General features: G+C 65.8%; 26 protein-coding genes. 11 read left to right on the forward strand and 15 right to left on the reverse strand.

Annotated elements, in window-relative coordinates; genetic code table 11:
* Window positions 1-41: 41 nt before the first annotated feature.
* Both LQK81_RS04305 and LQK81_RS04310 read right to left on the reverse strand, forming a co-directional pair.
* Entirely contained in the window at window positions 42-1,223 is a 1,182-nt protein-coding gene (locus tag LQK81_RS04305) for a glycosyltransferase family 4 protein (RefSeq protein WP_230803700.1), read from the reverse strand.
* Between the two features lie 5 nt (window positions 1,224-1,228).
* Window positions 1,229-1,807 (reverse strand): polysaccharide biosynthesis/export family protein, encoded by a 579-nt coding sequence (locus tag LQK81_RS04310; RefSeq protein ID WP_230803704.1) that lies wholly within the window; start codon window positions 1,805-1,807, stop codon window positions 1,229-1,231.
* A gap of 209 nt (window positions 1,808-2,016) precedes the next feature.
* Here LQK81_RS04310 and LQK81_RS04315 point away from each other — a divergent pair, with 209 nt between their 5' ends.
* On the forward strand, window positions 2,017-4,245 hold the full coding sequence (locus LQK81_RS04315; RefSeq protein WP_230803706.1) for a GumC family protein: 2,229 nt from the start codon (window positions 2,017-2,019) through the stop codon (window positions 4,243-4,245).
* A 16-nt stretch (window positions 4,246-4,261) separates the two neighbouring features.
* Here the strand turns inward: LQK81_RS04315 and LQK81_RS04320 are convergent, their stop codons facing one another.
* The gene (locus LQK81_RS04320; RefSeq protein WP_230803708.1) at window positions 4,262-5,545 is read right to left on the reverse strand and encodes a GNAT family N-acetyltransferase; all 1,284 of its coding nucleotides are present in this window, start codon (window positions 5,543-5,545) and stop codon (window positions 4,262-4,264) included.
* A gap of 158 nt (window positions 5,546-5,703) precedes the next feature.
* Complete coding sequence (locus LQK81_RS04325; RefSeq protein ID WP_230803711.1) at window positions 5,704-5,919, reverse strand: DUF2842 domain-containing protein; 216 nt, start codon at window positions 5,917-5,919, stop codon at window positions 5,704-5,706.
* A 128-nt stretch (window positions 5,920-6,047) separates the two neighbouring features.
* Between LQK81_RS04325 and LQK81_RS04330 the strand changes: the two genes are divergently transcribed.
* Window positions 6,048-7,148 (forward strand): COX15/CtaA family protein, encoded by a 1,101-nt coding sequence (locus tag LQK81_RS04330; protein ID WP_230803713.1) that lies wholly within the window; start codon window positions 6,048-6,050, stop codon window positions 7,146-7,148.
* A 142-nt stretch (window positions 7,149-7,290) separates the two neighbouring features.
* Here the strand turns inward: LQK81_RS04330 and argC are convergent, their stop codons facing one another.
* From argC to LQK81_RS04345, 3 genes are all read right to left on the reverse strand, one after another.
* Window positions 7,291-8,223 (reverse strand): N-acetyl-gamma-glutamyl-phosphate reductase, encoded by a 933-nt coding sequence (gene argC, locus LQK81_RS04335; RefSeq protein WP_230803714.1) that lies wholly within the window; start codon window positions 8,221-8,223, stop codon window positions 7,291-7,293.
* Window positions 8,224-8,775: 552 nt separating this feature from the next.
* Window positions 8,776-9,729 carry an agmatinase gene (gene speB / locus LQK81_RS04340; RefSeq protein WP_230803715.1) on the reverse strand — a complete coding sequence of 318 codons (954 nt, stop codon included), beginning with the start codon at window positions 9,727-9,729 and terminating at the stop codon, window positions 8,776-8,778.
* Window positions 9,730-9,821: 92 nt separating this feature from the next.
* The gene (locus LQK81_RS04345; protein WP_230803716.1) at window positions 9,822-10,613 is read right to left on the reverse strand and encodes a phenylalanine 4-monooxygenase; all 792 of its coding nucleotides are present in this window, start codon (window positions 10,611-10,613) and stop codon (window positions 9,822-9,824) included.
* Between the two features lie 133 nt (window positions 10,614-10,746).
* Here LQK81_RS04345 and LQK81_RS04350 point away from each other — a divergent pair, with 133 nt between their 5' ends.
* Complete coding sequence (locus LQK81_RS04350; RefSeq protein ID WP_230803717.1) at window positions 10,747-11,208, forward strand: Lrp/AsnC family transcriptional regulator; 462 nt, start codon at window positions 10,747-10,749, stop codon at window positions 11,206-11,208.
* A gap of 446 nt (window positions 11,209-11,654) precedes the next feature.
* Here LQK81_RS04350 and rpsI read toward each other — a convergent pair whose 3' ends face one another.
* The 3 genes from rpsI to LQK81_RS04365 all read right to left on the reverse strand — a co-directional run bounded on the left by rpsI (window position 11,655) and on the right by LQK81_RS04365 (window position 13,264).
* Window positions 11,655-12,131 (reverse strand): 30S ribosomal protein S9, encoded by a 477-nt coding sequence (rpsI, locus tag LQK81_RS04355; protein ID WP_230803718.1) that lies wholly within the window; start codon window positions 12,129-12,131, stop codon window positions 11,655-11,657.
* A gap of 2 nt (window positions 12,132-12,133) precedes the next feature.
* On the reverse strand, window positions 12,134-12,598 hold the full coding sequence (gene rplM, locus LQK81_RS04360) for a 50S ribosomal protein L13 (RefSeq protein WP_230803719.1): 465 nt from the start codon (window positions 12,596-12,598) through the stop codon (window positions 12,134-12,136).
* A gap of 228 nt (window positions 12,599-12,826) precedes the next feature.
* Complete coding sequence (locus tag LQK81_RS04365) at window positions 12,827-13,264, reverse strand: PaaI family thioesterase (RefSeq protein WP_230804434.1); 438 nt, start codon at window positions 13,262-13,264, stop codon at window positions 12,827-12,829.
* Window positions 13,265-13,373: 109 nt separating this feature from the next.
* On the opposite strand from LQK81_RS04365, the gene LQK81_RS04370 reads away from it, so the two are divergent.
* On the forward strand, window positions 13,374-14,195 hold the full coding sequence (locus tag LQK81_RS04370) for an enoyl-CoA hydratase (protein ID WP_230803720.1): 822 nt from the start codon (window positions 13,374-13,376) through the stop codon (window positions 14,193-14,195).
* A 1-nt stretch (window position 14,196) separates the two neighbouring features.
* Here the strand turns inward: LQK81_RS04370 and LQK81_RS04375 are convergent, their stop codons facing one another.
* From LQK81_RS04375 to LQK81_RS04385, 3 genes are all read right to left on the reverse strand, one after another.
* Window positions 14,197-14,466, reverse strand: a complete 270-nt coding sequence (locus LQK81_RS04375; RefSeq protein WP_230803721.1) for a Txe/YoeB family addiction module toxin — start codon at window positions 14,464-14,466, stop codon at window positions 14,197-14,199.
* Window positions 14,463-14,735, reverse strand: coding sequence for a type II toxin-antitoxin system Phd/YefM family antitoxin (locus tag LQK81_RS04380; protein WP_230803722.1), 273 nt, complete (start codon window positions 14,733-14,735; stop codon window positions 14,463-14,465). Before LQK81_RS04380 ends, LQK81_RS04375 begins: the two co-directional genes overlap by 4 nt.
* 74 nt (window positions 14,736-14,809) lie before the next feature.
* Window positions 14,810-15,646 (reverse strand): EamA family transporter, encoded by an 837-nt coding sequence (locus tag LQK81_RS04385; RefSeq protein WP_230803725.1) that lies wholly within the window; start codon window positions 15,644-15,646, stop codon window positions 14,810-14,812.
* 250 nt (window positions 15,647-15,896) lie between these two features.
* Between LQK81_RS04385 and LQK81_RS04390 the strand changes: the two genes are divergently transcribed.
* The 5 genes from LQK81_RS04390 to LQK81_RS04410 all read left to right on the forward strand — a co-directional run bounded on the left by LQK81_RS04390 (window position 15,897) and on the right by LQK81_RS04410 (window position 19,446).
* The gene (locus tag LQK81_RS04390) at window positions 15,897-16,334 is read left to right on the forward strand and encodes a CoA-binding protein (RefSeq protein ID WP_230803728.1); all 438 of its coding nucleotides are present in this window, start codon (window positions 15,897-15,899) and stop codon (window positions 16,332-16,334) included.
* A gap of 79 nt (window positions 16,335-16,413) precedes the next feature.
* On the forward strand, window positions 16,414-16,842 hold the full coding sequence (locus LQK81_RS04395; protein ID WP_230803730.1) for a CoA-binding protein: 429 nt from the start codon (window positions 16,414-16,416) through the stop codon (window positions 16,840-16,842).
* 251 nt (window positions 16,843-17,093) lie between these two features.
* A complete protein-coding gene (locus LQK81_RS04400; RefSeq protein ID WP_230803734.1) occupies window positions 17,094-18,377 on the forward strand; it encodes an O-acetylhomoserine aminocarboxypropyltransferase in 1,284 nt (427 codons plus the stop codon).
* A gap of 14 nt (window positions 18,378-18,391) precedes the next feature.
* Window positions 18,392-19,105, forward strand: coding sequence for an NYN domain-containing protein (locus LQK81_RS04405; RefSeq protein WP_230803737.1), 714 nt, complete (start codon window positions 18,392-18,394; stop codon window positions 19,103-19,105).
* Window positions 19,102-19,446 carry a cupin domain-containing protein gene (locus LQK81_RS04410; RefSeq protein ID WP_230803740.1) on the forward strand — a complete coding sequence of 115 codons (345 nt, stop codon included), beginning with the start codon at window positions 19,102-19,104 and terminating at the stop codon, window positions 19,444-19,446. The genes LQK81_RS04405 and LQK81_RS04410 overlap by 4 nt, the downstream gene beginning before the upstream one ends.
* 138 nt (window positions 19,447-19,584) lie before the next feature.
* On the opposite strand, the gene LQK81_RS04415 is transcribed toward LQK81_RS04410, so the two are convergent.
* Window positions 19,585-20,832: a cytochrome P450 gene (locus tag LQK81_RS04415; RefSeq protein ID WP_230803743.1), complete on the reverse strand. Its 1,248-nt coding sequence runs from the start codon at window positions 20,830-20,832 to the stop codon at window positions 19,585-19,587.
* A 78-nt stretch (window positions 20,833-20,910) separates the two neighbouring features.
* On the reverse strand, window positions 20,911-22,680 hold the full coding sequence (gene ggt / locus LQK81_RS04420) for a gamma-glutamyltransferase (RefSeq protein WP_230803745.1): 1,770 nt from the start codon (window positions 22,678-22,680) through the stop codon (window positions 20,911-20,913).
* Between the two features lie 312 nt (window positions 22,681-22,992).
* Between ggt and LQK81_RS04425 the strand changes: the two genes are divergently transcribed.
* Window positions 22,993-23,625 (forward strand): ATP-dependent Clp protease proteolytic subunit, encoded by a 633-nt coding sequence (locus LQK81_RS04425; RefSeq protein WP_230803748.1) that lies wholly within the window; start codon window positions 22,993-22,995, stop codon window positions 23,623-23,625.
* 281 nt (window positions 23,626-23,906) lie between these two features.
* Window positions 23,907-25,184 carry an ATP-dependent Clp protease ATP-binding subunit ClpX gene (clpX, locus tag LQK81_RS04430; RefSeq protein WP_112599613.1) on the forward strand — a complete coding sequence of 426 codons (1,278 nt, stop codon included), beginning with the start codon at window positions 23,907-23,909 and terminating at the stop codon, window positions 25,182-25,184.
* Window positions 25,185-25,671 lie beyond the last annotated feature (487 nt).

The raw sequence follows: 25,671 nt of genomic DNA on the forward strand, positions 1-25,671 counted from the left end.
GTTAATCCCGACCGGATAGCACAGAGCTCCTAAGAAAACGCTTACGCGAGTTGTGATGTAGCGGTACAACCTGCGCTGCGTCCTGCCGGCGGCAGCAGGTCGCGATAGAGCGTCATCGTCGTGGCGGCCATCACCGAGGCCGAGAAGGTGGCCTTGAAGCGTTCGGGATCGGGCATGGCCCGGCAGCGCCATTTCGGCTCGGTGACCGACAGCGCCATGCAGGTGGCGAGCGCATCGGCGTCGGCGGGGGCGGCGAGCGCGATGCTGTCCTCGCCCAGGACCTCGGGAATGCCACCGACACGGCTGGCGATCACGGGCACGTCGGCCGCCAGCGCCTCCAGCACGATATAGGGCATGGCCTCGGCGCGGGAGGGAACGACGACGGCATGCGTCATGGCAAAGGCATCGCGCGCCTTCATCGCCGGCATCATGGCGATCCGCCTTCCAAGCCCGAGCTGCAGCATGGTGCGCTCGTACTTGTCCTCGTCCGGCCCGTCGCCGATCATCAGCGCCGACAGCGGCCGTCCGACCCGGCGCTCGGCCCGGGCGAAGGCGTCGATAAACACGTCCGGCCCCTTCAGGTCGCGCAGCATGCCGATATAGAGGAAGTCCGCTGCCCCTTCCCGGGGGTAGACCGTGTCGAAGTCGCGGTCGCTGATGCCGTTATAGATGCGTTCGCTGCGGCAGCGCGGCTTGCCGACCTTGGCGACATAGGTGTCGCGCTCGAAGTCGCAGACGAAGACGATGGCATCGGTGAAGGACTCGAACAGGCGTTCGAGGCGGAAGATCGTCCTTCCCGCGATCGTCTGGCGGGTGAAGTGCAGGCTGCCGCCATGCGGGGAATAGAGGCGGGCTACGCGATACCTGTTGACCCGCAACACTGAGCCGATGAGCCTGGCGATGGCGCCGCCCTTGGCGCCATGACCGTGAAGCACATCCGGCCGCAAGTTTCTGATTTCACGATAGCTCTTCCACAGTGCCCGCAGATCGCCCGGGTTGACCGAGCGGCGGATGGGCAGGCGGAAGACGCCGAGCGAGAGAAAGGGGCGGATCTCGTCGAACAGCGCGTCCTCGTAGGTTCCGCCGGTGCTGCTGTCGCAGACGATGCCGACCTCGTGGCCCTGGCGGGCGTGATACTCGGCGAGATCGCGCACGTGACGGAAGATCCCGCCGATCGGAGACCGGAAGCAATGGATGATGCGCAACGGTCCCTGGTCGGTCATCGGAATCAGAACAGGCGTTCGCGGACATAGATGGTGTCGCCGGCGAGGATCGGTTCGGAGATCGATATGCGCCCGGTGATGATCCTTCCGTTGACCTTGCGGGTCACGTCGACGTTCGACTGGTTCGCCCGCGGTGAGAAGCCGCCGGCAACGGCGATCGCGTTCTGCACCGTCATGCCGGCCACGTAGCTGTACTGCCCCGCCTGGCCGACCTCGCCCATGAGGTAGATCGAGCGGTAGTTGGCCACCTCGATCGATACGTCCGGATCGCGCAGGTAGCCCTGCCTGAGCTTGCCGGCGATGATGCTCTCCATCTCCTGGATCGTCTTGCCGCGTGCGGGCACCGAGCCGACCAGCGGGAAGGCGATGTAGCCGGCCTGGTCCACGAGATAGGTGTTGCTGAGGCTCTGCTGCTCGAACACGGTCACGCGCAGGCGGTCGCCGCTGTCGAGGCGGTAGGGCTGGATCGTCGCTTCCTGAAACGACTTCGGTGCCGGGCGATAGCCGCTGCAACCGGTCATCACGACCGTCGCAATGGCGGCGATTGCGAGCGCAGCGCCTCTGGTTGTAATTGCGAATGCCATTCGCCTTGCCTGTCGGGATTGGTTCCTGTCTGCAGCCGTTATCCTCCTGTTAGGGTTAATGGCCGGTAAATGTTGCAACGCGTGGATGCTGTTTCCTGCGTTCGGCGGCAGTTTTTTGAATGCAGGGTTGCAGGCGTGGCCCGCATTAACGCTTGGGTTACCATGATTGTTTACCGTGCGAAGAAACTGCGCGTTCACGGAGTATGCAGATGTCAGGCGGATATGGGGCACAGGACGACGTCGATATCGACCTCGGCGGGCTGGTCCGTGCGATCTGGAACAGGCGCGGGCAGGTGCTGCTTGCGACTGTCGTCTCCGCCGGCCTGGCGTTTGCCGCTTCCAGCATGATCGCGCCAACCTTCAGCAGCGAGACACGCCTGCTGATCGAGGCGCGCGAGCCGGCCTATACGACGGGCGTCGACCGCAGCGCCGTGCGCGAGCCGGCGTTCGACGAACTCGACGTCGTCAGCCAGGTCCAGCTCCTGAAGTCGGCGGACCTCATCAAGCAGGTCGCCCGCGACATGAAGCTCTATGAGCTTGCCGAGTTCGATCCCGCCGCCAATCCGTCCGCGCTCTCCGATATCCTGGTCGCCTTCGGCCTGAAGAAGAACCCGCTCGATCTGCCGCCGGAGGAGCGGGTGCTCAAGGAGTTCGAGGACAAGCTCGTCGTCTATCAGGTGGAGAAGTCGCGCGTGGTCGCGATCCAGTTCACCTCGGAGGACCCGCTGCTCGCCGCCGCCATTCCGAACGAGATGGCCAAGGTCTATCTGTCGCTGCAGAGCGGGGCCAAGCTCGACACCAATTCCGAGGCGAGCCGCTGGCTCGAGCCCGAGATCGCCAACCTGCGCGAGAAGGTGCGCGAGGCGGAGGAGAAGGTGGCGCAGTACCGCTCGAGCTCCGATCTCCTGCCGACCGGGGAGAACGCCACCTTCGCCGTCAAGCAGCTGAACGACGTATCGGGCGAGCTCGCCCGCGTCCGCACCGAGAAGGCGACGGCCGAGGCGAGGGCGGAGAGCGTGCGCGCGGTGCTGAAGAGCGGCGGCGCCCCCGATACGCTGAGCGACGTCGTCGGCTCGCAGATGATCCAGCGGCTGAAGGAAAGCGAGGCGCAGATCCAGGGTCAGGTCTCCGACCTTTCGACGAGCCTACTCGAGCAGCATCCGCGCCTGAAGGGCCTGCGCTCCCAGCTTGCCGGGATCCGCGCCCAGATCACCGCCGAAACCTCGAAGATCCTCGCCAGCCTCGAAAACGACGCGAGGGTCGCCCGCCTGCGCGAGCAGCAGCTGATCCAGCAGCTCAACGCGGTCAAGGCCGACAGCGCCCGCGCCGGCGAGGACGAGGTCGGGCTGAAGGCGCTGGAGCGCGAGGCCACGGCCCAGCGGCAGCTGCTGGAGACCTATCTCGCCCGCTACCGCGAGGCGACGTCCCGTTCCGATGCCAGCTCGACGCCGGCCGATGCGCGGATCATTTCCGCAGCCGTTCCGCCGACCGAGCGCCAGTTCCCCAAGGTGCTGCCGATCACCATCGTCGGCGGGCTCGCCGGCTTCCTTCTGTCCTCGGTGGCGATCCTGCTCGCCGAGCTCTTCAGCGGCCGCGGATTGCGGCCCGTCTTGCCCGGCAATCCGGCGCCGGACGGCGATTTCACCGACGAGGCGGAGGTCGAGCGCCGACCGCTTGTTCGTGCGGATGTTGCCGCGGCACGGCAGACCGTGGCCGGAGCGGGCATCGCCGCCTACGCCGAGGCGCAGACGCCGGACTTCCGGTCGGTTCCGGCCGCGTATGATGCCGAGGAGGAGGACGATGCGGCGTCCCTCGCAGCGTCCCCTGTCGTGGACGATGGCGACGACGAGGACGACTTCACAGTCGCCGCCGTGGCGCGGAACATGACCGAGAACGATGTCGCCGTCGCGATCGCCGTTTCCCCGTCCGGCGATGCCGGGTCGGCCGCGACCGTGGCCTTGGCCCGCACGATTGCGGACAGGGGCCGCAAGACCGTGCTGGTCGACCTGACCGGATCGGCCCTGCCGACGCGGCTGATGACGGGAACGACCCGCCTTGCCGGCGTGACGGACCTGCTCGTCAGCGATGCGGCCTTCGCCGATATCCTTCACGGCGACGAGGCTTCCGACGCGCACGTCGTCGCGCGCGGCAATGCCGACATCAAGCGCGCGATGCGCGGCATCGATCGGTTGTCGATGATCGTCGATGCGCTTTCGGATGCCTACGAGACCGTCATCGTCGAATGCGGCCCGGCCGATGTCGCCGGCGTGCACCGGCTGACGCCGTCGGGACAGGCCGAGATCATCCTCTCCATCCCGGGCGCGGACGAGGATCGCGTCGTCGAGACGATCGGCAGGTTCGCCGACGCCGGCTACAGCGAGATCGTGCTGATGACCGGGACAGGTACACCGCCGCGCCCCGGCCGGCGCGCGGCCTGAACCGGCCCCGCCGAGGCTATTCGTCGTTGGTCGCGGCGGGCCGGACGAATTCGGTCTTGCCCGAGCGCAATCGCTGCACGAAGCCGTAGAGCCTCGGGTTCTGCTTGATCGAGCGCTTGGCGGCCGCCCGCGCCCGGTGCAGCGCTGCGACGGCGCTTCCCGAAAGCGTCGTCGGCCAGAGCAGGTCGTATTGCGCCGTCTCGATGTTGCACCAGGAGCGCTTGTAGGCCTGGTCGCCGATGCCGAAATCGAACAGGGCGACGCCTTCGCCGCAGAGCTTCTCGATGATCAGGTGGAACAGGGTTTCGCCGGGGCTCGTCTCGGGCGCAAAGCCGTCGTCGATGGAGCCGAACTGGCAGATGACATGGTCGCCCTTGCGCGACAGGCCCGCAATCGCGATGACCCGGCCGGCCTCGCTGCCGCTGCGGATCCGGAGCGCATGCAGTTGCAGCGGATAGCTGTCGGGCCCGGCGGGAATGGCCGCAAGGGTGCGGAAGAAGGCCTGCGTCTGCGCGTCCCGGAAGACGTTCGGCAGGCCAAGCGCCTCGAAGCGCGCCGCCTTCTGCTGGAAGAACAGGCCGAGCATGCGGCAGGCCTCGGCGCGGCCTTCGGCAATCACGTGCTCATGGCCGCCGAACGCCTCCAGCCGCCGTTCGCACTGGCGGAACTTCTTGCGCCGGCGCTTGGCGTTTACCTGCGCGAGCGTGCGGTCGAAATCGGCGTGAAGCGTGAGCTGGAAGGCCGCGTTCTGGTTCAGGACCGCAGGCAGGTGCGAGAAGGGATGCTCCTGTCCGCGCCAGTCGAGTGGCATGTTTTCCAGCATGATGAGATCGAAATAGCGGGCGAACTGGCCGCGCGCCTGGTCGAGCGCCTGGCGCAATACCGCCGGCGGGGCCAGCGTGCTGAAGGCTTCGGTGTAGAGGCCGGTATTGATGTTGCTGAAGCGCGAGCCGAGGAAGCGGGCGATCCGGACCGGCCCGTGCCGCACGATCTCCAGCGGCAGGATCATTTCCGTCCGCCCGGCATGCACCCCTTCGACGATCAGGAGCCGGCTGTCGTGGGTGGAGGCCCAGGCATGGCACCAGTCGTAGCCCTGGTGCAGCGACAGGGCGTTGCCGGCCTCGAGCGTCCGCCAGGTCGCCTCCAGCGCCTCCATCCGGTCGTGCAACTGGATGGCGAAAGGGACCGCGGCAGAGCGACGCTCGCCACCGGGAACATACCGCGCCAGTTTGCCCAGGACGTCTCCGTCCGCAGGCATGATCTGGAAATCAAGCTGCATTGCCCGCGCTTTCGATGCCATCGTGCTCCTGCCGGGGCCACACCGGGATCGGCGGACCTTACATCGCCATGGCCGCCAACCGGTTTATTTCCCGTGCCCATGCGCCGCGGGCGCCGGCGAAATCCGCAACTACGGTTACCGGTCGGCTAACGGGACAGTCGAAACGAGCCGCATGACGTCTACTTTCGCGGCTTGGCCGGCTTTTCCATCCACTTGATGATCAGCATCGCCGGCAGGATCCACAGGAGCCCGGAGAAGAGGAAGTAGAGCATGTGCACCCACCAGGGCGAGGCCCCAAGCGTCAGCGAGGCGATGGTCGTGGCGACCAGCGCGTAGACGATCACGAGGATGATGATCAGGATCGTCCCGATCAGTTTGCGCAGGCGAGGGGGCATGAAGGGTCCCGTATGGTTGCACGGCATCCGCATCGGCGGGACCCCGCGACCGGATGCCGCAAAGGCATATCGGACTTGTTTTGCATGGCATCGTGTTGCAAATCAACGGCGACAAGACAGGAGCAGCCATGACCATCACCTCCGCGACCGAACGACAGCTCTTGAGCGACATCGACCGCGTCGACCGCAACCGCCGGGCCGTGCGCCTGTGGCTTGGTATCGTCCTCCTGACGCTGTTTGCGCTCGTCCTCGTGGGCGGGGCGACGCGGCTGACCGGATCCGGCCTGTCGATCACGGAATGGAAGCCGATCCACGGCGTCATCCCGCCGCTGACCGAGGCGGAGTGGCAGGAGGAGTTCGACCTCTACAAGCGCATCCCGCAATATTCGGAGCTCAACAGCGACATGACGGTGGAGAGCTTCAAGTCGATCTTCTGGTGGGAGTGGGCGCATCGGCTGCTCGCCCGTTCGATCGGCATCGTCTTCGCCCTGCCGCTCGTCTTCTTCTGGGTCACGGGCCGGATCGAACGCCGGCTGCGCTGGCCGCTGGTCGGCCTGCTGGCGCTGGGCGGCTTCCAGGGCTTCATCGGCTGGTGGATGGTGTCGTCGGGCCTGACGAAGCTCGTCTCGGTCAGCCAGTACCGGCTTGCCACCCATCTCGTCATCGCCTGTCTGATCTTCGCCGCCTGCGTCTGGATCATGCGCGGGCTGTCGCCGCACAGCGACGATCCGGCCCCGGCCGGCAATTCCAGGAGATGGGCGGCGGCGATCGCCTGCATGGCGATCTTCCAGATCTATCTCGGCGCACTGGTCGCCGGCCTCGACGCAGGGCTGACCTACAACACCTGGCCCCTGATGGACGGCGCCGTCGTGCCGGGCGGTCTCTTCGTCCAGCAGCCCTGGTGGATCAACCTGTTCGAGAACCCCAAGACGGTGCAGTTCCTGCACCGCTGCGGTGCCTATCTGCTCTTTGCCATGGCACTGGTGCACATGATCGCCTCGCTGCGCGCAGCACCCGGGACCACCCACGCCCGCCGCACCGTGCTGCTCTTCATCCTCGTCTGTCTGCAGGCGCTGATCGGCATCCTGACGCTGATCTGGCAGGTGCCGCTCGGCTGGGCGCTGGCGCACCAGGGCGGCGCCCTCGTCGTCCTCGGCTTCGCCATCGCCCACTGGCGCGGCTTCGTCGGGGAGTATCCGAAGCCGGTGGCGATCGAGGTGAGGGAGTAGGGGAGGCAGTAGGCAATAGCCAATAGGCAATAGGCAATAGGCAATAGGGGACTGGCCTCGCGACGAAAGCCTGGCCCGGACAATGAAAGGGCGCGTCCCGATTCCGGGAACGCGCCCTTCTGTACTGCCTATTGCCTATTGGCTATTGCCTCAACATCAGATCCATATTCTGCACCGCGGCTCCCGAGGCGCCCTTGCCGAGATTGTCGAGCAGGGCGACGAGGTTGACGTGGGGGGCGCCGGCGGTGCCGAAGACGAAGAGCTTCATCCGGTCGGTGTCGGCGAGTTCCACCGCGTTGACGCGGGGCAGCGCTGCGCTGTCCTTCAGGTCGACCACCTCGACGATGTCCTGGCCGGCATAGTGGTCTGCAAGGGCGGCGTGGATCGAGCCCAGCGAGGCGTTGTCGTTGAGGTCGGCCAGGTAGAGCGGCACCTGCACGATCATGCCCTGCGCGAACTTGCCGACCGAGGGCGAGAACAGCGGTGCGCGGGAGAGAAGCCCGTGCACCTGCATCTCCGGCACGTGCTTGTGCTTCAGCGGCAGGCCGTAGAGGAAGTGCGGAGCGTCGATAGGATCGGCATGGCCGGCATCCTCCATCTGCGCAATCAACTGCTTGCCGCCGCCGGTATAGCCGGAGACGGCGTTGACAGTGACCGGATAGTCCTCCGGCAGGAGGCCGGCGGCGCGCAAGGGGCGGATCAGGCCGATTGCACCAGTCGGATAGCAGCCGGGATTGGCGACGTGGCGGGCCGAGGCGATCTTCTTCGCCTGCGCCCCGTCCATCTCGGCAAAGCCGTAGGCCCAATTCGGATCGATCCGATGGGCGGTCGAGGTGTCGATGATGCGCACGGAATTGTTGCCGGCGACCATGGCGACCGCTTCCTTCGCCGCATCGTCGGGCAGGCAGAGAATGGCGATGTCGGCGGCGTTCAGCAGATCCTCGCGCATCGTGTTGTTGCGCCGCTCGGCCTCGGGAATCGACAGGAGCTCGACATCGGCGCGCCCGGCCATGCGCGTCCGGATCTGCAGGCCCGTCGTGCCGTGTTCGCCATCGATGAAGATCTTCGGTTTCATGGGACTGCCTTTCGCTCTGCCGGACGCCGGTCGCGGCCGGCGCGCTGCGTCGCGCAGGGCCGGACGGTCTGTGGCTGCCTATAGCGCCTCGGCATGACGCTTTCAATGCAAAGCGTGGGGCGGGCCGGAGCAGAGGGTTGGAGGCTGGGCACGTTCCCTTTCCCCGCCTGCGGGGAGAGGGGTAGGGTGAGGGGCAAAGGGGAGAGGGTCAGGGTGAGGGGCAAAGCTCCGGCCGGCTACGGGCACACTCAGGCAACTGCCCCTCATCCGCCCTTCGGGCAACTTCTCCCCGCAGGCGGGGAGAAGGACGGGTGCCGTGGCCGTATCGCCGGATAATCAAGGCCGTTCAGGCCGGGGACAAGGCCGGCACAGGTTCGAACCGGGGGCAAGGCCGGCTTGAGGCACGTTCCCTCTCCCCGCCTGCGGGGAGAGGGTTAGGGTGAGGGGCAAAGCTTCAGACGGCTACGGGCACACTCAGGCAACTGCCCCTCATCCGCCCTTCGGGCACCTTCTCCCCGCAGGCGGGGAGAAGGACAGGGGCTGCGCGGCAGGCTAGCGTCGTTCCGCCAGCCAGCCGGCGCGCAGGCCCAGCATGTACATGGCGATGGTCGAGGCGGCGATGGCGGTGATGTCGGCGTGGTCGTAGGCGGGCGCCACCTCGACGACGTCTGCGCCCTTGATGTGCAGCGCGCCGAGATGGCGCAGGACCGAGAGGATCTTGGCGCTCGACGGTCCCCCGGACACCGGCGTGCCGGTGCCGGGCGCATAGGCCGGGTCGAGGCAGTCGATGTCAAAGGTCAGGTAGCACGGCCGGTCGCCGACATGGCGGACGATCGTATCGGCAATCGCGGACGCGGGCATGTCCTCCACCTCGTAACCATAGAGGATGCGGATGCCGCAATCCTCCGGCGCATGGGTGCGGATGCCGACCTGGATCGAGGTATCCGGGTCGATGACGCCGTCCCTGACCGCGCGCGCCACGAAGGAGCCGTGGTCGATGCGGCCCTTCTCGTCCGGCCAGGTGTCCTGGTGGGCGTCGAACTGCACGAGCGACAACGGCCCGTGGATTGCCGCATGCGCCTTCAGCACCGGCCAGGTGACGAAATGGTCGCCGCCGAGCGTGAGCAGGAAAGCGCCGGATTTGAGGATCTTCGCGGCCTCGCGCTCGATCGTAGCCGGCGTCTTCTGGTGGTTCCCGTAGTCCAGCAGGCAGTCGCCGTAGTCGATCACCGCCATGTTTTCGAACAGGTCCTGCTCGAAGGGATATTGCGGATCGTTGTCCATGATCGCCGACGCCCGGCGGATCGCCTGCGGCCCGAAGCGCGCGCCCGGACGGTTGGAGGTGGCGGCGTCAAAGGGAATGCCCCAGACGACTGCGTCGACGTCCTTCAGGTTCTTGGTGTAGCGCCGGCGCATGAAGGAGAGGATGCCCGCATGGGTCGGGTCCGAGGCCGCAGCCTTCAGCGATTTCGCCGTGATCGCGTGATCGATCGTCCTGTTTGCCATCCGCCGTCCTCCTTGGATCGCAGGACGTTGGCCAATCGGCGCCGGGAAGACAAGGGGGCGCGGTGGCAATTTCCACCGCGCGTTTCACCCGTTCACGACGCCTTGGCGGCGAAGGCGGGCGGGAAATCGCCGAGCACCCTGGCCTCGCGGATGGCCGCGCCGATGTCCTGGTCGTTGATGGCGTCGAGGTCGGCGAAGCTGTCGATCACGTAATAGATCGGCTGGACGATGTCGATCCGGTAGGGCGTGCGCAGCACCGTCATCAGGTCGAACGGGCGGAATTCGCAGGCTTTCTCCACCATCGCCGCCCGCGTCTCGTTCGGGGAGGAGACGATGCCGGCGCCGTAGCAGCGGCGACCCTTCTCCGTGTTGATCAGCCCGAACTCGACGGTGAACCAGAAGATGCGGAACAGGTGCCAGGAGTAATCCTTGCCGAGGGCGACGGCGTTTTCGCCGAAGCGGCGGACGAAACGCGCATAGGCGGCGTTGGTCAGCAGCGGGCAATGGCCGAAGACCTCGTGGAAGATATCCGGCTCCTCGATATAGTCGATATGTTCGCGCCGGCGGATGAAAGTGGCGAGCGGAAACTTGCCCTCCGACAGGAGCTGGAAGAATTTCGACGGCGCGATCAGCGCCGGCACGCCCTCGACGCCGAAACCGGTCGCCCGCTTCAGCCGCTGATCGACGTCGCGCAACTGCGGCACGCGCGGCGCGTCGAGGCCGAGGGTCTTCACGCCGGCGAGATATTCGTCGCAGGCCTTGTCGGCAAGAAGCGCGATCTGGCGGGCGTAGAGCTCGCTCCAAATCGCATCCTCCTCCGCGGTGTAGGGGTAGGTGCCGTTATCGTCGGGCAGTTTCGCTGTGTATGTGCTTTCCTTCGGCATCCTCGCCTCCCATCGCTGCGGACCAGGTCCGCATCCTCTTCGGAAAATTGTAGGCGAAGTCGGCGGATAGACTTTTCAATCTGGCGGCCGGATACTGCGATGCTGAATGAAAATCGCGGGGAGGGCGATATTCATGAAAGAAATTGATCAGTCCGGCCTGCGGCTTCTCCGTCTGCTGCAGCAGGATTGCAGCCTGGCGCTCGCCGACCTCGCCGAGCGCGCGGGCATGTCGCAGAGCACCGCCTGGCGCAAGGTGCAGGACCTGGAGGCGGCGGGCGTGATCCGCAGGCGGGTGGCGCTGCTCGACGCGCGCCGGCTCGACCTCAAGCTCTGCGTCATCGCCCATGTGACGCTCGACGACCACCACGAGGAGGCGATCGAATCCTTCTCCGCCGTCGTCAGGACCCATCCCGAGATCATGGAGTGCTACGCGCTCTCCGGCGCCTTCGACTACATGCTGAAGATCCGCGCCGCAGACGTGGAAAGCTACGAGGCCTTCATGACCCGTCACCTCTTGCGCAACCCGCATGTCCGCAACGTCGTTTCATCTTTCGTATTGCGCGAGATGAAGGCCTCGACGGAATTGCCGATCTGAGGCGGTTTTTGGGTGCATGGTGGGCGAGGGCACGACGTGTGCCGATGTCGGCTCGTATGAGGATTCCCTCGCGCCGCGGACGCGGCGCTGCTGGATGCCGGCCCCGATGTAAAGTCCGGCATGACGGCAGGGGGGATGCGAGCGGGCGGTCTCCGCTCGCGCAGGGGAAAATTGTGGGCACGGTTGTCGCTGGCGGCTGGCCGCCGAGGTGCCCCCATGCTCGACGTCATCCTCGGGCTTGTCCCGAGGATCTGGTGCGTTAAAGATATCAATCAGTTGATGGGAATGTTGGCGCAGGATGGCGGCGTGGTCGGATCCTCGGGACGAGCCCGAGGATGACGACACTGCGCGCGTATCGCGACGCGAAGCCTCCAAAAACAAACCCCATAACGAGAAAGGCCGGGACGAGCCCGGCTTTTCCGATAGATGCGAAGTTCGTAGAGCGATCAGCGCTTGGAGAACTGGAACGAACGGCGGGCCTTGGCCTTGCCGTACTTCTTGCGTTCGACGACGCGCGAGTCGCGGGTCAGGAAGCCGCCCTTCTTCAGGACCGGGCGCAGGCCCGGCTCGAAGTAGGTGAGCGCCTTGGACAGGCCGTGACGGACCGCACCGGCCTGGCCGGAGAGGCCGCCGCCAGCAACGGTGGCGTCGATGTCGAACTGGCCTTCGCGGGCGGCTGCGACGATCGGCTGCTGCAGGATCATCTGCAGGACCGGACGGGCGAAGTAGGCCTCGAAGGACTTGCCGTTGACGGTGATCTTGCCGGAGCCGGGCTTGACCCAGACGCGTGCGACGGCGTCCTTGCGCTTGCCGGTGGCATAGGAGCGGCCCTGGGCGTCAACCTTCTTGACGTGAACCGGGGCGGAGGAAGCCGTTTCGGCCGCAGCCGTGCCGAGGTCCTTCAGGGAAGAGAGGTCAGCCATACTCAGGCGCTCCTTACGTTCTTGCTGTTCAGCTTGGCGACGTCGAGGACGGCCGGCTGCTGTGCTTCGTGCGGATGGTTCGAACCGGCATAGACGCGCAGGTTCTTCATCTGGCGACGGCCGAGGGGGCCACGCGGGATCATGCGTTCGACGGCCTTCTCGAGAACGCGCTCCGGGAAGCGGCCTTCGATGATCTGGCGCGCGGTGCGCTCCTTGATGCCGCCGGGATAGCCGGTGTGCCAGTAGTACGTCTTGTCGGAGTACTTCTTGCCGGTCAGGACGACCTTCTCCGCGTTGATGACGATGACGTTGTCGCCGTCGTCGACATGGGGGGTGTAGGTGGCCTTATGCTTGCCGCGCAGGTGGTTTGCGATGATGGTGGCGAGGCGACCGACAACGAGCCCTTCGGCGTCGATGAGGATCCACTTCTTTTCCACCTCGGCGGGCTTCTGTGAGAAGGTTGCCATGGTAAAGCTCTTTTCGTTTGGGACCCGAGGCGCGAACGCCCGGGCGTTTCTTGTTGCTTGGTCGGCAGGCGCAGGGCCGTGCCAAAACGAAAGCGTCCCGAAGGGACCGCGATCTGCGGCGGCTTATAGGCGAAGCGCATCCGGGCGTCAAGCGAGGCTGTTTTGATGGCGGCGATAAAGATATATTAAAATCAATTACTTAGTATTGTGGTGCCTCAATACCACAAATTATCTCGGTGGAATCGAATAGGTCGCGGTCGCGTGCGCCACCAGTTCGCCCTCCGTTCCGGCCGAGATTGCGGCCTCGATCACCGCCAGCCGCTTGCCGAGTTTCAACAACCGGCAGTCGCAGGCGAGCGGCCCCGGCTCCGGCTTGCGCAGGAAATTGATGTTCAGATTGGTGGTCACCGCCAGCGCCACCGGCCCGATATGGGCGAGCACCGCGCAATAGGCGGTGACGTCGGCAAGCGCGAACATCGTCGGCCCGGAGACGGTGCCGCCTGGGCGCAGGTGCTTTTGCGAAGGAGAGAGCCGCATCGCGACGGTGCCGGGGCCGACGGCGGTCACCTCGAACAGCTTGCCGTCGGTGTGGATCTCCGGAAAGTCCGTCTCCAGGAAGCGGTTGAGGTCCTCGACCGTCATGACCGGGGTGAAGTGCGTCGCCATCCTCTCGTCGTCCTTTCGTTTCGGCCGTGATGGGGCGAGCCCGCCCTTGAAAGCCGCCTGCGGCACGTCTACCACGGGAGCAGGAACGACGAACAGGGAGAATGCCGCCATGGCTGACGTGGTCCATTTGCACAAGGGGGAGGCGGGAGGCCTGGTGCTGAAGGAGCGCAACGACGCGGTCCTGCGGCTGACGCTCAACAACCCGCCGGCGAACGTGCTTTCGATCGCCCTGATGGAGGCGCTGTCGGCAGCCCTCGACGAGGCCGCGGCCGACGAGACGGTGCGCGTCGTGGTCCTGGCCTCGGGCGGCAACCTCTATTCCGCCGGCCACGACCTGAAGGAGATGACGGCGCACCGCAGCGACCCCGATGGCGGCCGCGCCTTCTACGACAAGACCCTGCGTATGGCCGCCGACCTGATGCTGAAGATCGCCGGACTGCCGCAGCCCGTACTCGCCGAGATCGACGGGCTCGCGACGGCGGCCGGCTGCCAGATCGTCGCGACCGCGGACCTTGCGATCTGCACCGATACCTCCGCCTTCTGCACGCCGGGCGTCAATATCGGCCTCTTCTGCTCCACGCCGATGGTGGCGGTGACGCGGGCCGCCCATCCCAAGCAGGCGATGGAGATGCTGCTCACCGGCGAGACGATCGACGCCTCCACCGCCAAGGACTTCGGCCTCGTCAACCGCATCGTGCCCAAGCAGTACCTGCGCCAGGTGGTCGACAAGTATTGCGCCGTCATCGCCTCGAAGTCGCCGCAGGCGCTGCGGATCGGCAAGGCCGCCTACCGCGCCCAGGCCGGCCTGCCGCTGCCGGAAGCCTATGACAAGGCCGTTTCGATCATGATCGACAACATGCTGGTGGACGACGCCAAGGAAGGCATCGGCGCTTTTCTGGACAAGCGGATGCCGGAGTGGAAGGGGGAATGAGTTATTCGTAGTGATAGCGGCAGGCGGCGATTTCGAGTTGCTGCGTCTCACCTGTACCGGTGAGACGATAGACCAGCCGGTGTTCCTGCGTGATGCGGCGTGACCAGAAGCCCTTCAGTTCGCCCCGGAGCGGTTCCGGCTTGCCGAGGCCGGAAAAGGGTGTGCGCTGGCAGTCCCGTATCAGGGCGAGAAGCTTTGCGAGCGTCTTCCGGTCGCCTTCGACCCAGTAGGTGAAGTCGTCCCAGGCTTGCGACGAGAAGGTCAGCTTCACTTGCGCGACGCCGCCAGCAGGTCGTCCATCGTCCTGGTCGTGCCCTTGCCCGCGTCGAGTTCCTCGACCGATCGGAGCAGGCGATCGCGGTTCGCCGGGGTTGCCAGCAGATAGATCGTTTCCTTCCAGCTCTCGAAGTCGGCCAGCGACATCACCACCATCGGTTCGCGGTTCTGCCGCGTTACGATCAGTTCGTCATGGTCGCTTTCGATCTGGTCGAAGTGCCTGGCCATGTTGGCGCGCAAATCGGAAAGGCTGACGATTTTCATCTCTCGGCTCCTGTACGGATCTCTGTACATTAGCGGAGCGAGGCGGAGAGTTCAATGATCTGCTCGCCGATATCTCACCCCAGCCGCAGCACCAGAACGCCCGCGGCAATCGTGGCGCCCGCGATGTAGCGCCAGATACTGGCCTTCTCCTTGAGGAACACGACCGAGATCACCAGTGCGAACAGGATCGCGGTCTCGCGCAGTGCTGCCACGGTTGCGACCGGCGCCTTCGTCATCGCCCACAGCGCCAGTCCGTAGGAGGCGATCGAGCCGCCGCCGCCGATCAGGCCGCGCTGCCAGTTGCGCCGGACGTGGTTGGTGACGACGTCGAGCCCGCGCTGCCAGATGGCCCACGAAAACAGCAGAACCGGCGGCAGCAGCGCCATCCACAGCGTATAGGATATGGCATTGCCGGAAAGGCGCGCGCCGGCGCCGTCGATGAAGGTGTAGCAGGCGATGACGCAGGCGTTCGCCAGCGCCAGGAGGAAGGCGCGGCGGCTGCCGTGGCGGCTCTCGAAGGCGAGCGTCAGCACGCCGGCGCAGATGATCAGGATGCCGGCGAGTGCGCCGGTGGAAAGATGCTCACCGAGCACGATGCCGCTGGTGGAGGCGACGATGAGCGGGGCGGCACCCCGCATCAGGGGATAGACGAGGCCGATGTCGCCGGCCCGGTAGGCGGCGGCGACAAGCTGGAAATAGGCGAACTGGAACAGCGCCGAGACGGCGATGAAGGGCCAGGCCGAGGGGGCGGGCAGCGGCACGAAGGGAAGGAACGCCAGCCCGAACACGCCGGCGCCGAGCGCGATCATCGCCGCATCGAGCGACTTGTCGCTACCCGCCTTCACCATGGCGTTCCAGGTGGCATGCAGGGCCGCGCCGAGAAGCACGAGCGCAATCACGTCTATCGGCACGACATACCTCGGTCGGTTCGGATGGCGGGTACGCGGGCATTGCGACCCGAACCCTACATCTTCCGAAATTCCGCCCTTGGCAATCGGGCGCCTGCCTCGCCCCCGGGAAAATCTCCCTGCCGCGGATCCGTCCGGAGCCGGCCTGGCCGCCGTATTCGCCATCGCGAACGAAATGACGTATCATGAACGATTGATACGGATCGGGAGCGCAAGGCGGGGCCGGCCTTGCGGTTGCCGCAGGGAGGCATCGATGAACCACGATCACTATGCCAGCGCCTATATCTGCAACATCCTGCGCCAGGTCCATACGATCGCCGTCCTTGGCGCCTCGCCCAACCCCTCGCGCCCCTGCCACGGCGTGATGGATTTCCTGATCGCCAAGGGCTACCACGTCATTCCCGTCAATCCCGGCCATGCCGGCAAGCAGATCCTCGGGCAGACCGTCGTCGCCCACCTGTCCGACATCGGCGAACCGGTCGACATGGTGGACGTGTTCCGCGCGCCGTCGCAGCTGTCGGCCGTCGTCGACGAGGTGCTGGCGCTGGATCCGCGGCCGGCGGTGATCTGGGGCGAATACGGCGTGCGCGACGATGCCGCGGCCGAGAAGGCCGAGGCCGCCGGCCTGCGCGTGGTGATGGACCGCTGCCCCGTCACCGAATTTCCGCGCCTGACCCACCGCGCGTCCTGATCCGGCCTGACCTTACGTCAGTCGCGTATTGACAAGAGCCGCAGTCTTCCCATCCTTTCGGCTTAAACGAGGATGCGGCATGAATCACGACAGCTACAGCGACTTCTACCTGGCCGAAATCCTGCGGCAGACGCGCGTGATCGCGCTGGTCGGCGCATCGCCCAATCCCGAGCGCCCCAGCAACCGCGTCATGGCCTTCCTCCTGCGCAAGGGCTATCGCGTCATCCCCGTCAATCCGGGGCAGGCAGGCAAGGAGATCCACGGCCAGAAGGTCTATGCCCGCCTTGCCGACATTCCCGATCCCGTCGACATGGTCGACGTCTTCCGCGCCGCCCATGCGCTTCCGGCCCTCGTAGACGAGGTGCTGGCGCTGGACCCGCCGCCGAAGGCGATCTGGGGGCAACTGACCGTCCGCGACGACGTGGCCGCCGCGAAGGCCGAGGCTGCCGGCATCAAGGTCGTGATGGACCGTTGTCCGGCGATCGAACATCCCCGGCTGATCGGCTGACCGTTTCCGAGTTTCCCGGTCTCGCGGCGCGCGACTTTTCGTCGCGAAAGGGAAATGCGCACAGCCATTTCCGGTTGAACCCGCCGGATAGCGAAAACTTTCTTTGACCGTCTCCGCCGGCTCTGGAATAGTTCGGGGCGCATGCCGATGACGGGCGCGAGAAGAGCGGCCGGACACGCAAGGCTTTGAAAAAAGACGCGGAATCACAGGGGCACGGATGCCGAGGAAGGCGCGTGCCGGAGGAGGATGACATGACGAAAAACAAGCCGGGCTTCGCCACGCTCGCGATCCACGCGGGCGCTGCCCCCGATCCGACGACGGGCGCGCGCATCACGCCGATCTACCAGACGACGAGCTTCGTCTTCGAGGATGCCGAGCATGCGGCCTCGCTGTTCGGCCTGCAGGCTTTCGGCAACATCTACACCCGCATCATGAACCCGACCCAGGCGGTGCTGGAAGAGCGCGTGGCAGCCCTTGAAGGCGGCACGGCGGCGCTCGCCGTCGCCTCCGGCCACTCTGCCCAGCTTCTCGTCTTCCACACGCTGATGCGCCCCGGCGACAACTTCGTCTCCGCCCGCAAGCTCTATGGCGGCTCGATCAACCAGTTCGGCCATTCGTTTGCGAATTTCGACTGGCAGGTGCGCTGGGCCGATACCGACAGGCCGGAAAGCTTCGAGAGCCAGATCGACGACCGCACCAAGGCGATCTTCATCGAGAGCCTCGCCAATCCCGGCGGCACCTTCGTCGATATCGCCGCGATCGCCGAGATCGCCCACCGGCACGGGCTGCCGCTGGTGGTCGACAACACCATGGCGACGCCCTATCTCGTCCGCCCGTTCGAGCACGGCGCCGACATCGTCGTCCATTCGCTGACCAAGTTCCTCGGCGGCCACGGCAACTCCATGGGCGGCATCATCGTCGACGGCGGCACCTTCGACTGGTCGGCATCAGGAAAATATCCGGCCCTGTCCGAACCGCGCGCCGAATATGCCGGCATTGTGCTGCACCAGACCTTCGGCAACTTCGCCTTCGCGATCGCCTGCCGCGTGCTCGGCCTGCGCGACCTCGGCCCGGCGATCTCGCCCTTCAACGCCTTCCAGATCCTGACCGGCATCGAGACGCTGCCGCTGCGCATGCAGCGCCATTGCGACAACGCGCTCGCCGTTGCCAAATGGCTAAAGGCCAGCGACAAGGTGTCCTGGGTGAACTATTCCGGCCTCGAGGCCGACCCGAACCACGCGCTGCAGAAGCGCTATTCGCCGAGCGGCGCCGGCGCCGTCTTTACCTTCGGATTGAAGGGGGGCTACGAGGCGGGGAAACGCTTCGTCGAGGGGCTGGAGATGATCTCCCACCTCGCCAATATCGGCGATACCCGCTCGCTGGTGATCCACCCGGCCTCCACCACCCACCGCCAGCTCTCGCCCGAGCAGCAGACCGCCGCCGGCGCCGGTCCTGATGTCGTCCGCCTGTCGATCGGTATCGAGGACGCCGCCGACATCATCGCCGACATCGAGCAGTCGCTGGCGAAGGCGTAGTGCGGGACGGGTCGATGGAGAAAAGATCACCTCGCCTGGCCGTGCTGATCGACGCGGAGAATGCCTCGCCCAGGATCGCCGACGGCCTTTTTGAGGAGATTGCCAAGATCGGCGAGGCGAGCGTGCGCCGCATCTATGGCGATTTTTCCGGGACGCAGATGAAGGGATGGGCGGAGACCCTGACGCGACATGCCATCATACCGCAGCAGCAGTTTTTGACCACGAGCGGAAAGAACGCAGCCGATATTGCGCTCGTGATCGACGCGATGGACCTTCTGCATAACAGTCGCTTCGACGGCTTCTGCCTCGTCTCCTCCGATAGTGACTTCACCCGTCTTGCGGCCCGAATCCGCGAGCAGGGCATCGATGTCTTCGGATTCGGGGAGCAGAAGACCCCCGAGAGCTTCCGGCAGGCCTGCAGGCGCTTCATCTATACGGAGAACCTGCTGCCGCCCGGAAATGGCGAACAGGCGGTGAAGACGGCCCTCCGGCCGCCCAGTGTCGCGATTTCCCTGATCCGCAAAGTCCTGTCGGAGGCGGCCAATGAAGACGGGTGGTTGGCGCTGGCCGCCGTCGGCAGCCAGCTCTCAAACCTTGCGCCGGACTTCGATCCACGCACCTTCGGCTATCGCAAGTTGAGTGATCTCGTTCGCGGTACCGGCAGCTTCGAGATTAAGAACGGGGATGGTGGAATGAAGATCCGCCGTTCGGGACAGGAGAAGACATGACCAACGCCCTTGCCTTCGACCTTTCCGCCATCGAGCCCGAGGTTGGCCGCCCGGCCGCCGACCGGCTGATCGCGGGCGACCCGCAGTTTCGCACCTGGAACCTCGAGGAGGCGGAGGGCGGGCTCTATTGCGGGGTGTGGGAGGCGACGCCCGGCAAGTGGCGCATCGAATATGACGAGTGGGAGTATTTCAACCTCCTCGAGGGTCGTTCGATCGTCACCTCGGAGACGGGCGAGGTGTTCGACCTGCAGGCCGGCGACCGGCTGATCCTCAGACCGGGCTTCAAGGGAACCTGGGAAGTCGTTGAAACGACTCGCAAGGACTATGTGATCCGGCTTTAGGGTGAGGCCCGGTTGACCGGAAGCGTCGTGGGGTTCGCGATCGGTCCAATTTCGGATCGACCGCACGGGGCGTGGTGACGGCGCGCCGCATATTCACCGAGCATCCGGAGAAATTCTGCCGGCCCGCCCTGAGGGCGCCTACCATTCGAGATCCAGCCGCTCCAGTCCGTGGAAGTGATAGACGTCCTTCACGGTCGGCGTCTGCGCCAGCCGCAGTCCCGGCAGGCGCTGGAAGAGCAGGGGCAGCACGATGTTCAGCTCCAGCCGGGCGAGCGGCGCGCCGATGCAGAAATGGATGCCGGCGCCGAAGGAGAGGTTGGCGCCCTCGTCGCGGTCCGGGCGGAAGGCGAGCGGATCGTCGAACTTCCGTGGATCGAGATTGGCGGCCGCAAGGATGAGCGCGACCTTGTCGCCGCGCCGGAACGGGATGCCCTCGACTTCGACGTCCTCGAGCGCATAGCGCTGGAAGATGTGCACCGGAGCGCAGATGCGCAGACACTCTTCCACCGTCCGCCCGGTCGCCGTCTCGTCGGCGAACATCGACTGCGGCGGCAGCCCGCTGTCGAGGATGACGCGGACGGCGTTGCCGATCTGGTGCACGGTCGCCTCATGGCCGGCATTGAGCAGCACGATCGTCGTCGAGATCAGCTCGTCGTCGGTCAGCAACTGGCCCTTGTGCTCGGTGTGGATCATGTGGCTCAGAAGGTCGTCGCGCGGCTCGGCGCGGCGCTCGGCGATGACGGTGCGGACGTAGTCGGCGAATTCTTCGGCTGCCCTGTCGGCGGCGCGCTCGTCGGCCTCGGTGCGGCCGAACATGTACATGCGCACATAGGCATGGCTCCATTTCAGGAGCTGCGGCCCCATAGCATCGGGGATGCCGATCATCCGGGCGATCATCGTCACCGGCACGATGTCGGCCAGGGCGGAGAGCAGTTCGACCTTGCCGTCCGTCTCGAAACGGTCGATGAGCCCGTTGGCGAGCGCGGTGATCTCCGGTCGCAGGCGATCGATCTGACGGGAGACGAAGGCGCGGTTGACCAGCGTGCGCAGCCGCGTGTGCTCCGGCGGCTCCAGTTCCAGCAGCGACCAGGCCTCGGCCGCATCGAAGTGCTTCAGATGCGGCATCGGCGCGGCCATGCCCAGTTCCTCGCGGCTCGCCACATGCAGGATCTGCCGGCCGAAGCGGCGATCGCGCAGGAGCGCGTTCACCTGGTCGTAGCCGGTGAAATACCACTGCTTCTGCTCTTCCCAGTAGAAGGTCGGGCAATGGGCGTGCAGCGCCGCATAGACCGGGTTCGGATCGCGGTAGAAGGCGGGGTCGCGGGCATCGAGGGAGACGCGGCGGCTGGCGGCGTCGATGGAGAGGAAGGCGAACGGCTTGGACATGCGCCAAGACCTAGTCGATTTCGCGCAAGGTGAAAAGCGCGTCTTAGAGAGCGGCGACCGGCGGGACGGCGTCTCCCGCTATTCGCCCACGGCCACGCCCTCGCGCCGCGGGTCGGCGCTGCCCTTCAGGCCGTCCGCGGTGATCTCGATCGCGTGCAGGCCGGAGCTCATGTCGCCGGTCTTCACCTCATAGCCGAGCGCCTGAAGCGGCCCGGCCAGCTTTTCCGCATCCGTTCCGGCCTCGATCTCGAAGGGGCCGAAGCGGTTGAGCAGGTGCGGCATTGCGACAATCTGGCTGACGTCCATGCCCCAGTCGATATAGGCGATGAGCGCCTGGGTGACATAGCCGATGATCTGGCTGCCGCCGGGAGAGCCGATCGCAAGCAGCGGCCTGCCGTCCTTCATCACGATCGTCGGCGCCATCGACGAGCGCGGCCGCTTGCCCGGCTCGACCCGGTTTGCGACCGGCACGCCGTTGTCGTGGGTGGTGAAGGAGAAGTCGGTCAGTTCGTTGTTGAGCAGGAAGCCGCCCGTCATCAGCCGCGAGCCGAAACCGTTCTCGATCGTCGTCGTCATCGACACGACGTTGCCATCGCGGTCGACGATGACGAAGTGGCTGGTGGAGGGCAATTCCAGCGCCGTGTCGCGGCCGAACAGGAGCGCGTGGTCCCATTCCGGCTCGCCCGCCTTCACCGCGTCGCCGGCCAGCGCCCTGTCGCCGTCGAGCAGGGCCGCACGCTTGCCGAGATAGTCCTTCTGAAGCAGGCCCTTGATCGGGGCCGGCACGAAATCGGTATCGGCGAGATAGCGGCCGCGATCGGCAAAGGCGAGCCGCTGCGCGTCGCCGATGATGCGCCAGCTCTGCGGATTGTCGCGGCCGAGGCCCTTGATGTCGAAGTTCTCGATCATGCCGAGCGTCTGGCCGACGGCGACGGCGCCGGACGACGGTGGTCCCATGCCGCAGACGTCGAAGGCGCGATAGGCGATGCAGACCGGTTCGCGCGTACGCACGCGATAGCCGGCAAGGTCGTTCAGCACCAGCACGCCGGGATTGCCCGGCGCCATCCGCACGGTATCGACGATCGCCTCGGCGATCGGGCCGGAATAGAAGGCGTTCGCGCCGCCGTCCGCGATCGCGCGCAGCGTGGCGGCATAGGCGGGGTTCTTCAGGATGGCGCCGGCCTTCAGCGGCGCTCCGGCGGCGTCGAAGAAATACTCCCGCGTGGCCTCGAACGTCTTCAGCCCGTCGCCCTCTTCGGCGATCAGGGCTGCGAGGCGCGGGGAGACCGCGAAACCGGCCTCCGCAAGGGCCGCCGCCGGCTCGAACAGGCGCCTCCAGTCCATCCGGCCGTAGCGGTTGTGGGCCTCCTGCAGCAGCCGCACCGTGCCGGGCGTGCCCACGGAGCGCCCGCCGACGACCGCGTCCATGAACTCCATCGGCTGGCCGTCCTTGTCGAGGAAGAGCTTCGGCGTCGCCCGCTGCGGCGCGGTTTCGCGGCCGTCGAGTGTCACGAGCCGCTTGCGGCCGGCGTCGTAATAGACCAGGAACGCGCCGCCGCCGAGGCCGGAGGATTGCGGCTCGACGAGGCCGAGCACCGTCTGGACGGCGACAGCCGCGTCGATGGCGCTGCCGCCCTGCTTCAGGATCTCCGCGCCGGTAGCGGCTGCGATCGGATTGGCGGCGGCGACCATGTAGGATTTCGCCGTGACGAGCCTGGCCGTCGTCGCCTGGGTCGGGGCCTGCGTCGCAGCCTCCGGTGCGGTCGCATCCGAGGCCTGCTGCGATGTGGCGGGAGCGGCAACAAACGCGAGTGCGGCGACGGCGTAGGCGAAAAGCTTCCTCGGCATGGAATCCCCCTCGAAATGGCCGCAATACTATGGCTCCGTGCGACCCGCGTGGCAATCGACAGCACCCGGGACAGGGGCATCAGGTTGCGAGCGGCGAAGCGGCGGAAGGCAGGCTTCCTTTACGCTCCGGGCCCATTGCGCTGTGGATATCGGCCAAAGGGTTTCGCCGGTTAACCCCAATCTGCCATTGACCGGACCCAAAGTTCCTGCGCGTCTTGAAGTAGGGCACCGGGACACTCTATGTAGGGACTATGAAGAACTGTTGATTCCCGGCGCTTCGCAAAGGTTTCGGGCACATTGAAAAGGGTTGATATGAGAAATCCCGTTGATACCGCGCTGGGCCTCGTGCCCATGGTTGTCGAGCAGACCAACCGCGGCGAGCGCTCCTACGACATCTTTTCCCGCCTGCTGAAGGAACGCATCATCTTCCTCACCGGGCCGGTGGAAGACAGCATGGCGACCCTCGTCTGCGCGCAGCTCCTCTTCCTCGAGGCCGAAAACCCGAAGAAGGAGATCGCGCTCTACATCAATTCCCCGGGCGGCGTCGTCACGTCCGGCATGGCGATCTACGACACCATGCAGTTCATCAAGCCGGCCGTGTCGACGCTCTGCATCGGCCAGGCGGCCTCGATGGGCTCGCTGCTGCTCGCTGCCGGCCACAAGGACATGCGCTTCGCCACGCCGAACTCGCGCATCATGGTGCACCAGCCCTCCGGCGGCTTCCAGGGCCAGGCCTCCGACATCGAGCGCCACGCCAGGGACATCATCAAGATGAAGCGCCGCCTCAACGAGGTCTACGTCAAGCACTGCGGCCGCACCTACGAGGAAGTCGAGCAGACGCTGGATCGCGACCATTTCATGAGCGCGGACGAAGCGCTCGACTGGGGTCTCGTCGACAAGGTCATCACCACGCGCGAGGCCGTCGAGGGCGCGCAGGCCGACTGATTGCGGGGGATTGGGCGTGGGTCGGATCTGCAATGACGCATTTGTAATGGTCCAAGGGCTTTATCCGCGCGCCAAAGACGTTAATAATGGCCGTCACGCCGTGGTCACATATCGTGATGCGGCGGACGGTAGGGTGGGGGTTTCGTTGCCACCGGTCGATCGTCTCGACCGGTCAGTACCCCGAAGGGCCCGGATGGGCCGGCATAAGAGCCGGACCGCGGGGCGGGTTGAGTGGTCCGCGCAGACGTTTCGTTTGTGCGAAGTGCCGGAAGGAAAGTGATATGAGCAAGGTCAGCGGCAGCAACGGCGGCGACTCGAAGAACACTCTCTATTGTTCATTCTGCGGCAAGAGCCAGCACGAAGTCCGCAAGCTGATTGCCGGACCGACGGTGTTCATCTGCGATGAATGCGTCGAACTGTGCATGGACATCATCCGCGAGGAGAACAAGACCTCGATGGTGAAGTCCCGCGACGGCGTCCCCACGCCCCAGGACATCATCAAGGTCCTCGACGAATATGTGATCGGCCAGCAGCAGGCCAAGCGCATCCTCTCCGTCGCGGTGCACAACCACTACAAGCGCCTGGCGCATGCCGCCAAGGGCTCCGACGTCGAACTGGCGAAGTCCAACATCATGCTGGTCGGCCCGACCGGCTGCGGCAAGACCTACCTTGCCCAGACGCTCGCCCGCATCATCGACGTTCCCTTCACCATGGCCGATGCGACGACGCTGACCGAAGCCGGCTATGTCGGCGAGGACGTCGAGAACATCATCCTGAAGCTCCTGCAGGCAGCCGACTACAATGTCGAGCGCGCCCAGCGCGGCATCGTCTATATCGACGAGGTCGACAAGATCTCGCGCAAGTCCGACAACCCGTCGATCACCCGCGACGTGTCGGGTGAGGGCGTGCAGCAGGCACTGCTGAAGATCATGGAAGGCACGGTCGCCTCGGTTCCGCCGCAGGGCGGCCGCAAGCATCCGCAGCAGGAATTCCTGCAGGTGGACACGACCAACATCCTGTTCATCTGCGGCGGCGCGTTTGCCGGCCTCGACAAGATCATCTCCGCCCGCGGCGAGAAGACCTCGATCGGCTTCGGCGCCATGGTCCGCGCCCCGGAAGACCGCCGCGTCGGCGAGGTGCTGCGCGAGCTGGAGCCGGAGGATCTCGTCAAGTTCGGCCTGATCCCGGAGTTCATCGGCCGTCTGCCGGTTCTTGCGACGCTCGAGGACCTCGACGAGGACGCGCTGATCCAGATCCTGTCGGAGCCGAAGAACGCACTCGTCAAGCAGTACCAGCGCCTGTTCGAAATGGAAGACGTGGAACTGACCTTCCACGAGGACGCGCTGCGCGAGATCGCCCGCCGCGCCATCATCCGCAAGACCGGCGCGCGCGGCCTGCGCTCGATCATGGAGAAGATCCTGCTCGACACCATGTTCGAGCTGCCGACGCTGGAAGGCGTGCGCGAGGTCGTCATCTCCGACGAGGTGGTCAAGGGTTCCGCCCGCCCGCTCTACATCTACTCCGACCGTTCCGAGGAAAAGGCGAACGTTTCGGCCTGATCGGGATTTCGCTTACCGGGGATCCGCCAGGGGCGGGTCCTCTCGCCGCAGGTCCGGTCTGCCGGCTCCGGCTTCGGCAGGCGGGCAGACGGCCCGGCAGCAGGGAGGATGCGGCAATATCGCATGGCATGGCTGCGCCTGCCGCTCGGCTGGCGCGATCTTTCTCGGCACAGGAATGCAGGCAGCCCGTGGGCGGTGTCCCGGACGGTGGTACCGGGCGCCGGGAATCGAACGGGATTTCAGGACTTTACTGAGGAATGCCCGGCGCACGGGGTGCGCGACAGGCAAGCTTCGCGACAGGGGCGGGCCTAGTGTGGCTTCCCTTGCATGAGGCGCCCGGCGTCACCGGGCGACAGGGGCCCCGGGGTGCGCGGGGTTGAAAAGTGGTCGATTGAAATCCACTTGAGGGTGGAAGAAAGTTAGCCGGCTCGGCGCAACAGGGCGCTCCGGCATCAGCTCCCGGCAACGGGAAGTTGGAAAGGACATG

The sequence above is a fragment of the Rhizobium sp. GN54 genome, from assembly GCF_021026345.1.
Classification (GTDB): Bacteria; Pseudomonadota; Alphaproteobacteria; order Rhizobiales; family Rhizobiaceae; genus Mycoplana.

Bases quoted from the DNA above. Each gene is read 5' to 3' on its own strand.
- LQK81_RS04350 (WP_230803717.1), top strand. From the start codon at position 10,747: ATGAAAGAAATTGATCAGTCCGGCCTGCGGCTTCTCCGTCTGCTGCAG.
- LQK81_RS04425 (WP_230803748.1), top strand. From the start codon at position 22,993: ATGAGAAATCCCGTTGATACCGCGCTGGGCCTCGTGCCCATGGTTGTC.
- LQK81_RS04400 (WP_230803734.1), top strand. From the start codon at position 17,094: ATGACGAAAAACAAGCCGGGCTTCGCCACGCTCGCGATCCACGCGGGC.
- LQK81_RS04325 (WP_230803711.1), bottom strand. From the start codon at position 5,919: ATGCCCCCTCGCCTGCGCAAACTGATCGGGACGATCCTGATCATCATC.
- LQK81_RS04315 (WP_230803706.1), top strand. From the start codon at position 2,017: ATGTCAGGCGGATATGGGGCACAGGACGACGTCGATATCGACCTCGGC.
- LQK81_RS04410 (WP_230803740.1), top strand. From the start codon at position 19,102: ATGACCAACGCCCTTGCCTTCGACCTTTCCGCCATCGAGCCCGAGGTT.
- LQK81_RS04345 (WP_230803716.1), bottom strand. From the start codon at position 10,613: ATGCCGAAGGAAAGCACATACACAGCGAAACTGCCCGACGATAACGGC.
- LQK81_RS04310 (WP_230803704.1), bottom strand. From the start codon at position 1,807: ATGGCATTCGCAATTACAACCAGAGGCGCTGCGCTCGCAATCGCCGCC.
- rplM (WP_230803719.1), bottom strand. From the start codon at position 12,598: ATGGCAACCTTCTCACAGAAGCCCGCCGAGGTGGAAAAGAAGTGGATC.
- LQK81_RS04395 (WP_230803730.1), top strand. From the start codon at position 16,414: ATGAATCACGACAGCTACAGCGACTTCTACCTGGCCGAAATCCTGCGG.
- ggt (WP_230803745.1), bottom strand. From the start codon at position 22,680: ATGCCGAGGAAGCTTTTCGCCTACGCCGTCGCCGCACTCGCGTTTGTT.
- argC (WP_230803714.1), bottom strand. From the start codon at position 8,223: ATGAAACCGAAGATCTTCATCGATGGCGAACACGGCACGACGGGCCTG.
- LQK81_RS04405 (WP_230803737.1), top strand. From the start codon at position 18,392: ATGGAGAAAAGATCACCTCGCCTGGCCGTGCTGATCGACGCGGAGAAT.
- LQK81_RS04415 (WP_230803743.1), bottom strand. From the start codon at position 20,832: ATGTCCAAGCCGTTCGCCTTCCTCTCCATCGACGCCGCCAGCCGCCGC.
- speB (WP_230803715.1), bottom strand. From the start codon at position 9,729: ATGGCAAACAGGACGATCGATCACGCGATCACGGCGAAATCGCTGAAG.
- LQK81_RS04320 (WP_230803708.1), bottom strand. From the start codon at position 5,545: ATGGCATCGAAAGCGCGGGCAATGCAGCTTGATTTCCAGATCATGCCT.
- rpsI (WP_230803718.1), bottom strand. From the start codon at position 12,131: ATGGCTGACCTCTCTTCCCTGAAGGACCTCGGCACGGCTGCGGCCGAA.
- LQK81_RS04365 (WP_230804434.1), bottom strand. From the start codon at position 13,264: ATGGCGACGCACTTCACCCCGGTCATGACGGTCGAGGACCTCAACCGC.
- clpX (WP_112599613.1), top strand. From the start codon at position 23,907: ATGAGCAAGGTCAGCGGCAGCAACGGCGGCGACTCGAAGAACACTCTC.
- LQK81_RS04370 (WP_230803720.1), top strand. From the start codon at position 13,374: ATGGCTGACGTGGTCCATTTGCACAAGGGGGAGGCGGGAGGCCTGGTG.
- LQK81_RS04305 (WP_230803700.1), bottom strand. From the start codon at position 1,223: ATGACCGACCAGGGACCGTTGCGCATCATCCATTGCTTCCGGTCTCCG.
- LQK81_RS04380 (WP_230803722.1), bottom strand. From the start codon at position 14,735: ATGAAAATCGTCAGCCTTTCCGATTTGCGCGCCAACATGGCCAGGCAC.
- LQK81_RS04330 (WP_230803713.1), top strand. From the start codon at position 6,048: ATGACCATCACCTCCGCGACCGAACGACAGCTCTTGAGCGACATCGAC.
- LQK81_RS04390 (WP_230803728.1), top strand. From the start codon at position 15,897: ATGAACCACGATCACTATGCCAGCGCCTATATCTGCAACATCCTGCGC.